Below are 15,965 nucleotides of genomic sequence, written 5' to 3' on the forward strand. Positions count from 1 at the left end.
CAAGGCCGTCCGGACTTTACCGACCGCCCTCAAGAAGGAGCTTGTCTGCATGTTCGATTTCTCCGCCCGGCTCAAGCAGCATTTCGCTGCCCTGCAGAGTGAAGCGCAATTCTTTTCCGTACGTTACGTGCACCGCACCGGCCAGCGCCTGTGCGTGCGCAAGAATGTGGCCGAGCCGCCGTCACTGATCAGCGACGAGGGTGCCATGCTGACCGTGCGCCTGAACGGCGTTGAAGCCTACGCCGCCACCAACGACATCTCCCTGAAGGGTTTGCAGGCGGCCTTGCAGCAGGCCGAAACGCTGGCCCGCCGTCTGGCACCGCATGCGCTGCTGGACCTGAGCGATCAAGCTGTCTCGAGCGCCAAGGCTGACTACCTGTCGCCAAACATGGATCGAGCCTTCCCGCCGCTGAGCGACTGCATCGGCCTGTTGATGGCCGAATCCAGCGCGGTCCCGGCAGACGAACGCCTGGTCAACTGGCAGGCCATACTGGACCTGGAAACCGTCGAGCAAATCTACCTCAACAGCGCGGGCGCAGAATTGCGTCAGGCACAGCGCTTCGTGTTTCCCGGCATGAGCGTGACGGCCTACGACGGTCGCGACAGCCAGACGCGCACCCTGGGCGGGCATAACTTCGGCCAGCAAGGTGGCATCGAAGTGCTGAGCAGTTGCGGCCTGATCGGGTCTGCCGCCACTGTTGCCGACGAGGCCTTGCAGCTGATCCTCGCCCCCAACACACCATCAGGCCCACGCGACCTGCTGCTGATGCCCGATCAGATGGTCCTGCAGATTCACGAGTCCATCGGCCACCCCCTGGAGCTGGACCGGATTCTCGGTGACGAGCGCAATTACGCAGGCACCAGTTTCGTCAAAACGACTGACTTCGGCACCCTGCAATACGGTTCCAGCCTGCTCAACGTAACCTTCGACCCGGAGATTCCCGAGCAACTGGCCAGCTACGCGCACGATGACGACGGCACGTCAGCCAGCAAGCAGTTCCTGATTCGTGACGGCCTGCTGCAGCGCCCGCTCGGTGGTGCCCTGTCGCAATACCGCAGCGGTCTGGCAGGCGTCGCCAACAGCCGCGCCTCCAGCTGGAACCGTGCACCCATCGATCGCATGGCCAACCTGAACATCGAACCGGGTGACCAGTCGCTGGACAGTCTGATCGGCAACATCGAGCACGGCATTCTGATGTCGAGCAATCGCTCCTGGTCCATTGATGACGCACGCAACAAATTCCAGTTCGGCTGCGAATGGGGCCAGCTGATCGAGAACGGCGAGCTCAAGGGCGTGGTGAAAAATCCTAATTACCGGGCGATCTCCGCGCAATTCTGGAAAAACCTCAGCGCCGTAGGTGATGCCAGCACGTTCAAAGTGCTGGGCACGCCGAACTGCGGCAAGGGCGAACCCAACCAGGTGATCCGCGTAGGTCATGCCTCTCCGGCGTGTGTGTTTGCCAATGTCGATGTGTTTGGAGGAGATGCCTGATGTCGCACCAACAGCAGTTCGAGGCGCTGGTCGCCGTGCTCAAGGCTGCCATCAGCCCGACGGAACACTTCACTCTGGCCTACGACGCCGAGGCGTCTGACTTCATCCGGTTCAACCACGGCCAGGTTCGACAGGCCGGGAGCGTCCAGCAGGTCATCGCCACGTTCAAACTGATCGATGACGGCCGGCATGCCAATCTGGAACTGACCTTGTCCGGCGACGCCGAGACCGACCAGCAGCGCCTTGTCGACGCCCTGCAACAATTGCGCGAAACACTGCCGTCGCTGGCCAGGGATCCCTATCTGTTGCCGAACACGACTGCCTGGCAAAGCAGTAACGTTCAAGACTTGCCGCTGCCGGACAGCGCCCGGGTTGTCGAGCAGATCAGCGAACTGGCAGGCGATCTGGACCTGGTAGGCTTTTATGCGGCAGGCCCGCTTTACCGCGGCTTCGCCAGTTCCTGGGGCGCGCTGGGCTGGCATCAGGCCAACAGCTTCAATTTCGACTGGAGCCTGTTTCACGAAAACGGCCAGGCCGTGAAAGCCAACTACGCCGGTCACCACTGGAGCGACGAAGCCTTCGTGCAGCGTTTTCAACAGGCCCGCGAACAGCTGGAGTTTCTCGGCCGCCCGCTGCATGCACTCAAGCCCGGACAATACCGCGCGTACCTGGCGCCAGCGGCTCTGGACGAAGTCATCGGCATGCTCACCTGGGGCGGATTTTCCGCGCAGTCACTGGCCAGTAAACGCAGCCCGTTGCAGAGGCTGTATGACGGCGAGACGCCTTTCAGCCCGTTGGTCAACTTCGACGAAAAAGTCAGCGGTTCACTCTCGCCAGCGTTTTCACGCGAAGGCTACCCGCGCAAGGACCTGAAACTGATCGTCGACGGGCAAGCCCGCGATCGACTGGTGGATTCGAGCAGCGCAGCCGAATACGGCCTGCCTGCCAACGGCGCGGATTACGGCGAAGGCCCAAGCGCGCTGAGTATTGCCGGCGGTTCGCTGGAGCTGGATCAGATCCTCGCCAGGCTCGGCACCGGGCTTTACATCAGCAACCTCTGGTATCTGAACTTCTCCGACCGCGCCGCTGCGCGCCTCACCGGAATGACACGTTTCGCAACGTTCTGGGTCGAAGAGGGCAAGATCGTCGCGCCAGTGAGCACCATGCGTTTCGATGACAGCGCCTACAGCCTGCTGGGCAGCGCACTGGAGGACCTGACCAGAGAAAGGGAACTGATTCTCCAATCGAGCACCTACAGTCAGCGCCAGACCGGTTCAATCCAGTTGCCTGGTGCATTGATCAGCCGACTCACCCTCACGCTATAGCAGGAGCCTATGCAGAACTCAGCAGCGCCGATCATGGACGAAAAGACCCTGCGCTGGATGCCCTGGGTCATCGCCATCGCATTCTTCATGCAAAGCCTGGACGGCACGATTCTCAACACCGCCTTGCCGTCCATGGCCCGCTCACTGGCAGAAGACCCGTTGCGCATGCAGTCGGTGGTCATCGCCTACATGCTGACCATTGCGCTGCTGATCCCGGCTTCGGGCTGGATCGCCGACCGGTTCGGGATCAAGCGCATCTTCTTCAGCGCCATCCTGCTGTTCAGCTTCGGATCATTGCTGTGCGCGCTGTCCTGGTCACTGAACGTGCTGGTGGCCGCCCGGGTGATTCAGGGGCTGGGGGGCGCGCTGATGCTGCCCATCGGGCGCCTGATCGTATTGCGCGCCTATCCGCGCTCGGAGCTGGTGCGAATCATGGGTTTTATCACCGTGCCGGGCCTTTTGGGCCCATTGCTGGGCCCGACGCTTGGCGGCTGGATGGTGGAGTACCTGAGCTGGCACTGGATTTTCCTGATCAACATTCCGGTCGGCATCCTCGGTTGCTATGCCGTCAAACACTTCATTCCTGATCTTCCGGGAGGCGGTCGAACCCGGTTTGACGGCGTTGGCTTCATCCTGTTTGGCGCGGCGATGATACTGATCACCATTGCCCTGGAGGGCCTGGGCGAGCTGCACCTTCCACACATGCGCGTGGTACTGCTGCTGTTTGCCGGAATGGGCTGTCTGGCAGCGTATTGGCTGCGTGCCGGGCACATCGAATCGCCGTTGTTTGCCCCTTCATTGTTCCGTACCCGAACGTTTGCGGTCGGCATCATGGGCAACCTGTTCGCCCGTCTGGGCAGCGGTGCCCTGCCGTTTCTGGTGCCATTGCTGCTGCAAGTGGCGCTGGGGTATTCGCCGTCTCAGGCGGGTATGAGCATGTTGCCACTGGCCGCCGCTGGCATGTTCGCCAAGACTGTCGCCCGCTGGCTGATCGAGCGGCTGGGCTATCGCATGATTCTGACCGGCAACACACTGCTGCTGGGCATCCTGCTGGCCAGCCTGGCGCTGGTCGATGTGCAAACCCCATACTGGGTGTTGCTGGTGCATCTGGGACTGCTTGGCGCGGTCAACTCCTTGCAGTTCACGGCGATGAATACGGTCACTCTGATCGATCTGGACGATGCCAGTGCAGCGAGTGGCAACAGCCTGCTCTCGGTCGTGGCACAGCTGTCGCTGAGTCTTGGCGTGGCAAGCGCAGCAGCCTTGCTGGGTGGTTTCAGCGAAGAAGTTGCCACCGGCGAGGTCAGCAGCATGCTGGGGGCGTTCCAGCTGACCTTCCTGAGTGTCGGGGTGCTGGCCATGTTTGCAGCAGGTATTTTCCTGCAATTGCCCGCGAAGGAGCCCAGGATAGCCAAAGCCTGATTGACAACGGCTCGTGACTGGAGCACATCTGCAAAGCGAATTCCCCTGGAAAACGGGGGTTTCGCCCGAAAAATCAACGAATTTGAGTATCCGACCAGATACACTGAAGAACCTGGACAACCGGCCGACACTTTTATAGCACTAAGCCACTGTGGTCTCTTGTAAGCACGGGCCGCATGATGCAACCTTGCCATACGCGAAAGTGGGGTTTACCCCTGTCGCGACTAGTATTCCGGAAGCGAGTTTGTTCATGAAAAGCCAAACCGATGCTGCCGGTAGATCCGCAGCCGAGGTAGTGACGCAATTGCCAGTGCCCTCGCGCCTGGGCATGCTGCGTTTCGAGCGGCTGAATGAAGCCAATTGGGCGCTATTGTTTCTCGATCCAAATTGCGAAAGGCAGTTCGGACTGGCAGCCGTTGACCTTTGCGCCTTGATTGGATCCCCTTATGCCAGCCTCATGGAGCCGGAAGCTCGTTATCAACTGCACGATGACATCCAGCTGCAACTGGCCTCTTCCCCGAATTACCTGATTCGTTACACCCTTCACAGCCCCAAGGGCCCGCTTGGCCTGCTGGAAATCGGCGAAGCCTACAAACAGCACAACCGCCATCTGTTACGTGGTTATTTTCTGATCGTCGAAGGCCTTGTCACGACTGGCGAACCGGTCACGGACTCCGATCTGGAAACCCGCAACCTGCGACTGCAGATTGCCCTGGAACTCAACCAGCGCGCCCAGCGCGACCAGTTTGCCCACCTGGAGCGCGTGCGCGCCCAGCAGGATCTGATCCTGCGCCTGACCCGACATCGCTACACCACGGCCAATACCCTGCTCGAAGCGGCAGAGCTGATCACCAAAAGCGCCTGTGATATCTACGATGTCGATCATGTCAGTATCTGGAACCTCAACGACAAGCGCCTGGAGCCGATCACCGACTACAGCCGTGAAACCGGCGACTATCAGTCACGCACGCCGGTGGATATCAGCCCCTACCCCACCTACCTGCAAGCGCTGAATACCAGCCGGGCGATCGACGCCAGCAATATCCAGACTGACCCGCGCACCTGCGAAATGGCCAAAAGCCTGAATCCTGGAGAAACCAGGGCGGTGCTCGATGCCAGTATTCGTATCGATGGCCAGGTGATCGGCGTGCTGTGCCTGGAAGAGTCCGGCTCGACGCGCGAATGGCAGTCCGACGAGATCGCCTTCGCCGGCGAGCTGGCTGACCAGTTTGCCCAGGTCATCAACAACCATAACCGTCGGGCTGCGACCAACGCACTACACCTGTTCCAACGCGCGGTCGAACAAAGCGCCAACGCCTTTCTGCTGGTCAACTGCAACGGCGTGGTCGAATACGTAAACCCGAGTTTCACGGCGATCACCCAGTACAGCTCGGAGGAAGTCTCCGGGCACAAGCTGTCGGAATTGCCCGCGCTGGAAAACCTCAACCAGTTGCTGCTGGAAGCCAACTCCAGCCTGACCAACAGCAACAGCTGGCAGGGCGAGTTCAAAAGCCGGCGCAAGAACCTCGAACCCTATTGGGGCCAGCTGTCGATTTCCAAGGTGTACGGCGACAACCGCGAGTTGACGCACTATATCGGCATCTACGAAGACATCACCCAGAGCAAGCTGGCCCAGCAGCGCATCGAGCGCCTGGCGTACACCGACAACCTGACCAACCTGGGCAACCGTCCGGCCTTTATCCGCAATCTGGACGAACGCTTTGCCCGCGACACCGATACGCCGATGAGCCTGTTGCTGGTCGACATCGATAACTTCAAGCGCATCAACGACAGCCTTGGCCACCAGACCGGTGACAAACTGCTGATCAGCCTGGCGCGGCGCCTGCGCAATACCTTGAGCCCGTCCGACATACTGGCGCGCTTTGCCAGTAACGAATTTGCCGTGCTGATCGACAACACCGATCAGGAAGCCGGGCACGCCACCGCCACCCAGGTGCTGGCCACGCTGGACAAGCCGATGTTCGTCGACAATCAGCTGATCAGCGTCACCGGCTCGGTGGGCCTCGCCTGCGCGCCACTGCACGGTCGTGACCCGCAGACCCTGATGAAAAACGCCGGTCTGGCCCTGCACAAGGCCAAAGCCAATGGCAAACATCAGGTTCAGGTGTTTACCGAAGCATTGAATGCCGAGGCCAGCTACAAGCTGTTCGTGGAAAACAACCTGCGCCGCGCCCTGACCCAGAACGAGCTGGAGGTGTTCTATCAGCCCAAGCTGTGCCTGCTGACCGGTCGCCTGCTGGGCATGGAGGCGCTGTTGCGCTGGAATCATCCTGAAAAAGGCATGATCCGACCGGACCAGTTCATCAGCGTGGCCGAAGAGACCGGCCTGATCATCCCCATCGGTAAATGGGTCGCGCGTCAGTCCTGTCGCATGAGCAAGGACCTGACTGCCGCAGGGTTCGGCAACCTGCAAGTGGCCATCAATGTATCGCCCAAGCAGTTTTCCGACCCGGAACTGGTGTCATCGATTGCCGCCATCCTAAAAGAAGAAGAGCTTGACCCCTCGCTGCTGGAACTGGAGCTGACCGAAGGCCTGCTACTGGAAGCGACAGAAGATACCCGCCAGCAACTCGACTCGTTGAAAAAACTCGGCCTGTCGCTGGCCATGGACGACTTCGGCACCGGTTACTCGTCGTTCAGTTACCTGAAGAAATTCCCCATCGATGTGATCAAGATCGATCGCAGCTTCATCCGCGATATTCCGGATGATGAAGACGACATGGAAATCACCTCCGCGGTCATCGCCATGGCTCACAACCTCAAGCTCAAAGTGGTCGCCGAAGGCATTGAAACTGCGGCTCAGCTGGCTTTCCTGCGACGCCACCGCTGCGATGTCGGCCAGGGCTATCTGTTCGACAGGCCTATCCCAGGCCAAGAGCTGATCGAGAAACTGAAGCGCTACCCTCGTCGCCCATCCGCCTGACAACCTTCCCTGCACCCCGCTCTCTCGGGCACACTGTCAGTCTGTTATTACACGGCAGCACTTGTTTCTACGTGTAACGGGACCTATGTAATTGCATTCATCCGTCCTGGCCCCTGCTGCCTGTCTCTAAACGAGAGGATATGGTTCATGACTTTGCGCTCGGAAATTCTAGTGAACAAAAATGTACTGCCTACCGCCGAACAAGCATTGCCGGGTCGTGAAACACCTATGGCGCTTCCGGAATTTCACTTCGTCAACGGCAATCCGCTGCTGGGGCCGTTTTCGAGCAACGTCGAATTCGCCATCTTCGGCATGGGTTGCTTCTGGGGCGCAGAACGCCGTCTGTGGCAACAGGAAGGTGTGGTGAGCACTGTCGCCGGCTACGCAGGCGGATTTACCCCGAACCCGACCTACGAAGAAGTCTGCTCCGGGCTGACCGGTCACACCGAGGTGGTGCTGGTGGTCTACGAGCCAGCAAAAATCAGCTACGAAGAACTGCTCAAGGTGTTCTGGGAAGTGCACAACCCGACTCAGGGCATGCGCCAGGGCAACGACATCGGCACTCAGTATCGCTCGGTGATCTACTGCACGACGCCCGAACAGCTCGACGCTGCCAAAGCCAGTGCCGAAACGTTCCAGGCGCAATTGAACAAAGCCGGCAAGGGCACCATCACCACCGAAATCGAGCAGGCACCGACGGTTTACTTTGCCGAGGCCTACCACCAGCAATACCTGGCCAAGAACCCACAGGGCTACTGCGGGCTGGGCGGCACGGGCGTGTGCATGCCGGCTTGATTCGCGCCTAGCGGCCCGAAAACAGCGTTTTTCAGGCTTCTGCCCGCAGGGCGTAGGAGCGAACTTGTTCGCGAAGATAGTAGTTCAGGTGACGCATTTTCGCCGAATATACTGGCCCTTTCGCGAACAAGTTCGCTCCTACGACCTACGGTCAGAATCAAAAGCGAGCTTATGTATAACGCTGAGCTCCGCGTGGGAATGCAGTTCTGGACGCTCTGCGTCCGCTAGGCAGCGCAACTCGGCCTGGCTATGAACACGCCTACTCGGCAATCAACCAGTCCATCTTCCAGCCGCCCTGGGTCTGGCCCAGCTTCTGGGCGAGGTACGGCATCAGTTCGCGCAGTTCTTCTTCCAGGCCCCATGGCGGGTTGGCGATGGCCAGGCCTGAACCGTTGAGGCTGGCCGGTGTGTCCAGCGGGTGGACGAACAGTTCGACGCGCAGCAGCTTGGGCGCGCCGGTTTCTGCCAGGTCCTGATAGAAGCGGCGCAGCAGGCGGGTATCCTTGATCGGATACCAGATCGCCGCCACTGTCTGACGCATGCGGCCGATGGCTTCCTGGAGCGCGACCGCGCAACGCTTCATTTCATCGAGCTGCTCGAATGGCGGGTCGATGAGCATCACGGCGCGCTTTTCGGCCACTGGCAGCAAGGCACGCGGGACATGCCAGCCTTCCCCAAGATGCACCGCTACGCGGCGGTCGCCCTTCATGTTCTCCTTGAGCAGACGCCCGTCTTCGGGATGCTTCTCGTTGAGCAGCACACGCTCGCGCTCGCGGGTCAGGCGGCGAGCCAGTTCCGGCGAACCGGGGTAGTAGCGCAGCTCGCCATCCGGGTTCATGTCGTGCAGCACTTGCAGATAGTCGGACGCCAGCGCAGGCAGGTCGGTGGCGTTCCACAGACGGCCGATGCCTTCCAGCCATTCTCCGGTGCGCGTGGCCTGATCGCCTTTGAGGTCGTACAGGCCGAGCCCGGCGTGAGTGTCGAGATAGGCGAACGGCTGCTCCTTGCGCGCCATGAGGGCAATCAGGCGAGTCAGGGTCAGGTGTTTGAAGACGTCGGCGTGGTTGCCGGCATGGTAGGCGTGACGGTAATTCATGGCAGCTCCTGGCAAGCTGCGCAGTTTAGCAAACCTGAGCAATGAACAAGAATTTGTAACGAATTTGCGGGACTCGTCTCTTTCGCTTGAAGGAAATTTCCGAGAAACTCCCGGCCCCTTGTGCCTGCCTGTTTCGATCTCTACTCTGCGCCCGTCGCTGCATATTCAGCGGTGAGGATTAGTAGCCCTCGTTATCCAGGCGCATTGCGCCACCTTGTGCAGGTGCCCTTTCACGGCCTGCGCTTTTATGGTGGTCGTGCGTGGGGCATCTTTGGATGCACCGGGGTTCCTGGACCGGGCTACTACCTGCGCATGATCACCACCCTCGATTAGTAGCCGACGGTGATGGTCTTCTAAAACTTCAGGAGATACATCACATGCTAAAAATCGTCCCCGATCCGCCCCTCTTCACCGCCAACCCCAACGTCAGCCATGAAGACGCCCTGATGCATGCCAGCGACCTGCTGCGCTGCGCCGCCACCAGCGCCTGTGAATTCAGCGACAGCATGACCGGCACCCAGCGCGACATGACGCTGTCGATCATGCACCTGGTGGAAATGGCCAAGGTCATGGTCGACAGAACCATAGACAACCTGCAAGCCGAATGACCCCATGAACTGAAAACGACGCACTTGTAGCCAATCCTGCCACTCACGACAGGCAGGGGTTGCCCGCAGGCGGTTGTCCTTCCAGAATCGGAAAAAGCCCGATCAAAGGAACAGACGTCATGATGCACGCGGATTTGATTGACCAGGAAGACCTGCTCGGCCAGCTCAGAGCCCTGGGCTTCGAAGCACCCGGCGGCGCAACCGCTGAACAAGCCTGCGCAAACGCCGTCTGCGGCCTCAACGCCGAACGCGCGACCGCCTTGCGGCGCCTGGTAGAACAACTCCTCACCGGCAGCGCCACCCTCCTCCCCGCCGTCCGCCAGGCCATCGACCAGCAACTGCTGCCCGCGCTGGCGGCTTACAAGCAGAGTCAGAGTGGATCAGGACGATAAACGCCCGAAAGAACGCCTATCGTACCCATGCTCCGCGTGGGTATGCCGTTCGTGACGCTCTGCGTCACATAGCGTCAGGCGTGCTCAATACTCAATCCGCACATCGCCCTTCGGCACGCTGCAGCAGGACAGGATGTATCCCTCTGCAACATCATCGTCGGTGATGCCGCCGTTGTGTTCCATCTCGACTTCACCGCTCAGCTTCATGACCTTGCAGGTCCCGCAGATGCCCATCCCGCAGGCTTTGGGGATCATCAGGCCGAGTTTCGCGGCGGCGGCGTGCACGGTTTCGCCCGGTCCCACACGGATGCTCTTGCCGGTGTCGGTGAACTCCACCTGATGCAGATCGGCGATGTCGACATCGGGCGCGTCGGCGGCGATTTCGGCCTGCTCGACGGCATCGGCCCTGGCTTCTGGCGGTGTCGCACCAAACGACTCTTCATGGTACTGCGCCATGTTGAAGCCGTTTTCCTGCAACAGACGCTTGACCGCGGTCATGTACGGCGTCGGCCCGCAGCAGAACACCTCGCGCTCCATGAAGTCCGGGGCCATCAGTTCAAGCATTTTCTGGTTCAGGTAACCGCGATAACCCGCCCACGGCTCGCCCAGCCCGTGTTTTTCACAGACCAGGTGAAGGTTGAAGTTGTCGATCCGCGACGCCATGTGCTCCAGCTCGCGGTGGTAGATGATGTCCTTGGGCGAGCGGGCGCTGTGCACGAAGACCATGTCGACATTGGCGTTGGTGTCGTAGAACCAGCGCGCCATGGACATCACCGGCGTGATACCGACACCGCCGCTGAGGTAGAGAATCTTCGGGTTCGGGAAGTCGATGGCATTGAACAGCCCGACCGGCCCGTGTACCGCCAGCTCCTGCCCTTCAATCAGGGTGTCATGCAGGTAGTTGGAAACCCTGCCGCCCGGCACACGCTTGACGGTGATCGAAAAACTGTACGGCACCGATGGCGAGCTGGAGATGGTGTAGGAGCGCATGATCGGCAGGCCGTCGATCTCCAGCTCCAGGGTCACGAACTGGCCCGGCTTGAAGAAGAACATGATCGGCTGGTCGGCCATGAAGCAGAACGTGCGCACGTCCCAGGTTTCCTGGATGACTTTGACGACACGTACCAGGTGACGCCCGTTGGCCCATGTCTGGGTCGTGACCGGGCTCAGGAAACTTTGGGACATACTCGATCTCCACGGCCGACTGTCGGCCTCTCATGCTGCGGATTCTGCGTAACGCGCGAGGCGGCCATTTACCTATCAACGACATTCACGTACTTACCGCGACCAGCCCCGTCCAACAAGGCCTGTCGCGTCGGGAACGGATGCGGCCATGTCGCCCATGGATAAGGTTCGCTGAGCGCCCGGCTCCACACTCGCCACCAAGGGTCATAAGCATGATCGACTGATCTATCGTCATGCGTGAAAAGCGATCACACCCGTATCAGCCATATTCGCAGGCCGCCCATGCCGCGGTCATGAGGGATTTAATCGATGGACGTCACCGCAACCTTGAGCCTGGGCGATCCGCTGGAACCTGCACGCAAGGCCACTGCCGAGATGCTGCAGAATCGCGAGCGCACGTACTCGCTGCCGCAGCCTTTCTACAGTGATGAGCGACTGTTTGAAATCGACATGCAGGAAATCTTTCACAAGGAGTGGCTGATTGCCGGGATGACGTGCGAAATCCCGACCAAGGGCAATTACCTGACGCTGCAGATCGGCAAGAACCCGATCCTGGTCGTGCGCGGCCCGGACGGTGCCGTCAACGCGTTCCACAATGTGTGCCGCCATCGCGGCTCGCGCCTGTGCACAGCCGAAAAAGGCAAGGTCGCCAAACTGGTTTGCCACTATCACCAGTGGACGTATGAGCTGGACGGTCGCCTGCTGTATGCGGGCACTGAAATGGGCGACGACTTCGACATGAAGCAGTTCGGCCTCAAACCGGTCCACGTCAAGACTGCGGGCGGCTACATTTTCATCAGCCTGGCAGAAAACCCGCCGGCCATCGACGAGTTCCTCTCGACGCTGCGCCACTACATGGAACCCTACGATATGGAGAACACCAAGGTGGCGGTGCAAACCACCTTGATGGAGAAGGCCAACTGGAAGCTGGTGCTGGAAAACAACCGCGAGTGCTACCACTGCAGTGGCTCGCACCCGGAATTGCTCAAGACGCTGCTGGAATGGGACGACGTCACCGATCCCCGCGCCGATCAGACCTTCAAGGATCATGTCGCCGCGTCCGCCGCTGCCTGGGACGCAGAGAAAATTCCCTACGCCCACGCCAGCTTCGGCCTGCGCAACCGTATCGTGCGCATGCCACTGCTTAAAGGCACAGTGTCGATGACCATGGACGGCAAGGTCGGCTGCAAGAAACTGATGGGCCGTATCCAGAACCCTGACCTGGGCTCGATGCGCATTCTGCATTTGCCGCACTCCTGGAACCACTGCATGGGCGATCACATCATCGTCTTCACGGTGTGGCCGATCAGCGCGCAGGAAACCATGGTCACCACCAAGTGGATTGTCCACAAGGATGCGGTCGAAGGCGTCGATTACGACGTCGAGCGTATGCGCCAGGTCTGGGACGCTACCAATGATCAGGACCGTCGTCTGGCCGAGGAAAACCAGCGAGGCATCAACTCCAGCGCCTATCAACCCGGCCCTTACTCGAAAACCTATGAGTTCGGCGTGGTCAACTTCGTCGACTGGTACAGCTCGCGCATGCTGGAAAACCTCGGCGCGGAGCCTGCACCGTATTTGAAGGGCGTGGCGGTCAATCACGAGTAGCGTTTACCCCGCCAACGCGATACGTCAGGGCTGACTCACTTCACGCACGAAGCGAGTCAGCCCTGAAGTATCGCCGACACAAAAGCCTTCCCGCCGATACCGTCATTTCTGACAGTTACGTGAAAAAACCTTTCGTGATCAACTCCCGTTGCAGTCAATCCAACGGACGGAGACACGAATCATGCTCAACCCAAAAATCATCACTCAATACAAAAACAAGAAGGTCGACGCCGCATCGACCATGACGGATATATCAGGGAAAAATATCCTCATGGGCTTCTGGCATAACTGGCCCTCGGAATCAGGTCAGGGCTACCAGCAGGGAATGTTTGCCGAAATGCCGCTGACAGGCATAGATAAGGCCTACAACGTCATTGCAGTGGCTTTCATGAAAGGCGCCGGCATACCGACCTTCAAGCCTTATAACCTGAGTGATGAGGCGTTTCGCGCTCAGGTAGCGGAACTGAATGCCCAGGGCCGGGCGGTGCTGATCTCGCTTGGCGGGGCTGATGCGCATATCGAGCTGCATGCCGGCCAGGAAGAAGCGCTGGCCTACGAGATTATCCGGCTGGTCGAAGTCTATGGCTTTGACGGCCTGGATATCGATCTCGAACAGGCCGCCATTACCTTTGCCGATAACCGCACCGTATTACCCGCCGCACTGAGAATGGTGCGCGAGCATTACGAGACCGAAGGCAAGCATTTCATTATCAGCATGGCTCCGGAGTTTCCTTATCTGCGATCGGCTGCCCGCGATACGCCACTGCTGAAAGAAATCACCACCTACTTTCCGTTTCTGAAAGAAGCCGTCGCCTTCCTCACGTCCTTCAGAAGTGGCGGCGCGTACCTCGCTTATATCGAGGCGCTTGAGGACCTCTATGACTTTATCGCCCCCCAATACTACAACCAGGGTGGCGACGGCATATGGGTCGACGAGCTCAACCTGTGAGTGACGCAAAACAATGATGCCCACAAGAAGGAATTTCTCTATTACCTGACCGACAGCCTGATCCACGGCACGCGCGGCTTTACCAAAATCCCGGCGAACCGGCTTGCGATCGGCTTGCCCACCAATAATGACGCCGCCGCGACAGGTTATGTGATCAACCCGGACGACGTGAAATACGCCCTGGACACCCTGCAGGCCGACGGCAACCCGATTCGCGGTCTGATGACCTGGTCGGTCAACTGGGACAATGGCACGCCCAAGGTTGGCGAAGCCTATAAATGGGAGTTTGCCAAACGCTACGGTTATCTCACCGGCGGCGAAACGCCCGTACCTGACAAGCCTTCAGTACCCACTGGCCTCAGGTCAACCGAACAAACCCCAACGTCGGTGAAACTCGTCTGGTCGCTGTCGGCAGGCCAGAACCCGGTACTGCGCTATGAACTGCGCCGCGACAACAGCGTGTCGTTATTTGCGGACAGCCCTTCGTATGAAGACACCGGCCTTCAGTCCGGTATCACTTACAGTTACCAGGTACGTGCCATTGATGTCATGGGCAACACCTCGGCATTCTCTCCAGCGATCAGCGTGAGTACCCAGGCAGGAGGCGGCGGTGCGGCGAACCCAACACCACCAGTCTTGAGCCTGGCAGGCGTCACCGATAGAAGTGTATCGCTGGAATGGACACAGTCCAGCAGCGAAGCTGGACTCCTCGAGTATCAAATTGCCCGGGATGGCTGGCCTTTTGTGAAGGTCCCTGCTGACCAACCACGCGTCTATACCGATGAGAACCTCACAGCGGGCAGAACGTATACCTACTTCGTTATTGCAAAAGATATACAGGGTAAGTGGTCGGAGATCAGCAACGAGCTGGAAGTCCCAACCGATCTGGAACCCTATAGACCTTCAGTGCCTGTCGACTTCAGGTCAACCGGGCGGACCACCACATCGATAACGCTGGACTGGAGTGTTTCGACGGATGCCAGCGGTCCGTTTGACTATGAGCTGTTCCGCGAGGGTGTTTCGATAGGCAAGGGCAAGGTTCCTCCCTTCACCGACGAAGGCCTTCTGCAAAGCCGCCTTTATGGTTATCACATCATCGCGACCGACAGTCTGGGCAACAGCTCAGGACTCTCTGAAGAACTTCTGGCCACTACAGAATCCGAGGCGTCCAATGATCGACCTGCGCCACCCGGCAACTTGCGTCAGACAGGTGCGACCCCCACCAGTGTTTCACTGGCATGGGATGCACCTACCGGGGGTACTGCCGTTGACGTCTACCATGTCTACAGTTTCGACGCGCCTACTGTGACCGTCGACTCAACCGTACTGACTTATACCGTCAGAGGCCTGACCCCAAGCAAGACCTATCAGTATCTGGTCGGCGCACGCGATAAAGATTCAGAACTGTCCGGGCCCAGCAACGTTGTGCAGGCCTCGACCAGCGCCGCATTGCTTGAATGGAAAACAAATACTGACTACGTGAAGGGGGATAAGGTGATGTATGCCGGTGCCTCTTACATCTGCCTCAATCCTCACCATTCACAAACAGACTGGTACCCAGGCGGTGCGCCGACGCTATGGGCACCCTGGACCGAGCAAGCAGGCGGCAGAGGTTTCCGCGACTGGCCGAAAGAATGGCAGTGAACCTCGCGAGTACCTGCCCTGGCTCATAAACAGACGGTGACGGTGTAATGACTGAACGACTTATCCACAGCGCCCAAAAAGCGTTTATGGATAAGTCGTTTTTTCGTAGGCTCGGAAATAGCTCGGGCAACAACGACTTACCGTGGAACACCTCAATCACAAAGCCTGTATGTTTTTTAACCAACTCTCTGCAGAGCTTAATTTCATTGGGCTACAGACGAGCACGAACACCTTATCCACAGAAGCGCCAACAGACTTTGGGTACAACTTGGTCCAGATAACCCATCCGCTGTGGACAACGTCTGAAATGGCCAAAAAAACCTCGCCGTCAGGATGATTTCGCGCGCAACCTACCATCCTGATCATTTTTTGAACAACAGCTCAAGACCCTTTAAATATATAGCCTGCAGACAACCACAAACAAGTTGTCCACAGTCACACCAACAGAGATTGTGGGCAAAGTGAGTGACTGACAGGTAGCGCCTGAATGCTTATCCACAAAAAG

At 59.0% G+C, this 15,965-nt stretch carries 10 protein-coding genes and 1 pseudogene; 9 read left to right on the top strand and 2 right to left on the bottom strand.

The genetic code is table 11. From position 1 onward, the window contains the following. Positions 1 to 49 precede the first annotated feature (49 nt). From KUIN1_RS25105 to msrA, 5 genes are all read left to right on the top strand, one after another. Entirely contained in the window at positions 50 to 1,492 is a 1,443-nt protein-coding gene (locus KUIN1_RS25105) for a TldD/PmbA family protein (protein WP_060405816.1), read from the top strand. Next, positions 1,492 to 2,817 (top strand): TldD/PmbA family protein, encoded by a 1,326-nt coding sequence (locus KUIN1_RS25110; RefSeq protein ID WP_096104194.1) that lies wholly within the window; start codon positions 1,492 to 1,494, stop codon positions 2,815 to 2,817. Before KUIN1_RS25105 ends, KUIN1_RS25110 begins: the two co-directional genes overlap by 1 nt. 9 nt (positions 2,818 to 2,826) lie before the next feature. After that, on the top strand, positions 2,827 to 4,239 hold the full coding sequence (gene mdtD / locus KUIN1_RS25115; RefSeq protein ID WP_003402270.1) for a multidrug transporter subunit MdtD: 1,413 nt from the start codon (positions 2,827 to 2,829) through the stop codon (positions 4,237 to 4,239). A gap of 250 nt (positions 4,240 to 4,489) precedes the next feature. Continuing rightward, positions 4,490 to 7,183 (top strand): bifunctional diguanylate cyclase/phosphodiesterase, encoded by a 2,694-nt coding sequence (locus KUIN1_RS25120; protein WP_003402271.1) that lies wholly within the window; start codon positions 4,490 to 4,492, stop codon positions 7,181 to 7,183. Positions 7,184 to 7,330: 147 nt separating this feature from the next. Further along, complete coding sequence (gene msrA, locus KUIN1_RS25125; protein WP_011269219.1) at positions 7,331 to 7,978, top strand: peptide-methionine (S)-S-oxide reductase MsrA; 648 nt, start codon at positions 7,331 to 7,333, stop codon at positions 7,976 to 7,978. A gap of 259 nt (positions 7,979 to 8,237) precedes the next feature. On the opposite strand, the gene KUIN1_RS25130 is transcribed toward msrA, so the two are convergent. Beyond that, positions 8,238 to 9,074 carry a 23S rRNA (adenine(2030)-N(6))-methyltransferase RlmJ gene (locus KUIN1_RS25130; RefSeq protein WP_003402281.1) on the bottom strand — a complete coding sequence of 279 codons (837 nt, stop codon included), beginning with the start codon at positions 9,072 to 9,074 and terminating at the stop codon, positions 8,238 to 8,240. Positions 9,075 to 9,451: 377 nt separating this feature from the next. Here KUIN1_RS25130 and KUIN1_RS25135 point away from each other — a divergent pair, with 377 nt between their 5' ends. Next, positions 9,452 to 9,682 carry a DUF6124 family protein gene (locus KUIN1_RS25135; RefSeq protein ID WP_011269220.1) on the top strand — a complete coding sequence of 77 codons (231 nt, stop codon included), beginning with the start codon at positions 9,452 to 9,454 and terminating at the stop codon, positions 9,680 to 9,682. Between the two features lie 119 nt (positions 9,683 to 9,801). After that, entirely contained in the window at positions 9,802 to 10,074 is a 273-nt protein-coding gene (locus KUIN1_RS25140; RefSeq protein ID WP_024639826.1) for a hypothetical protein, read from the top strand. Between the two features lie 84 nt (positions 10,075 to 10,158). Here the strand turns inward: KUIN1_RS25140 and gbcB are convergent, their stop codons facing one another. Next, positions 10,159 to 11,259, bottom strand: a complete 1,101-nt coding sequence (gbcB, locus tag KUIN1_RS25145) for a glycine-betaine demethylase subunit GbcB (RefSeq protein WP_024661241.1) — start codon at positions 11,257 to 11,259, stop codon at positions 10,159 to 10,161. Between the two features lie 309 nt (positions 11,260 to 11,568). Here gbcB and gbcA point away from each other — a divergent pair, with 309 nt between their 5' ends. After that, complete coding sequence (gene gbcA / locus KUIN1_RS25155; RefSeq protein ID WP_011269222.1) at positions 11,569 to 12,867, top strand: glycine-betaine demethylase subunit GbcA; 1,299 nt, start codon at positions 11,569 to 11,571, stop codon at positions 12,865 to 12,867. A 181-nt stretch (positions 12,868 to 13,048) separates the two neighbouring features. Beyond that, positions 13,049 to 15,460, top strand: a pseudogene (locus KUIN1_RS25160) (fibronectin type III domain-containing protein). Positions 15,461 to 15,965: the final 505 nt, after the last annotated feature.

This window comes from Pseudomonas sp. KUIN-1 (genome assembly GCF_009176725.1).
GTDB classification, from domain to species: Bacteria; Pseudomonadota; Gammaproteobacteria; order Pseudomonadales; family Pseudomonadaceae; genus Aquipseudomonas; species Aquipseudomonas fragariae.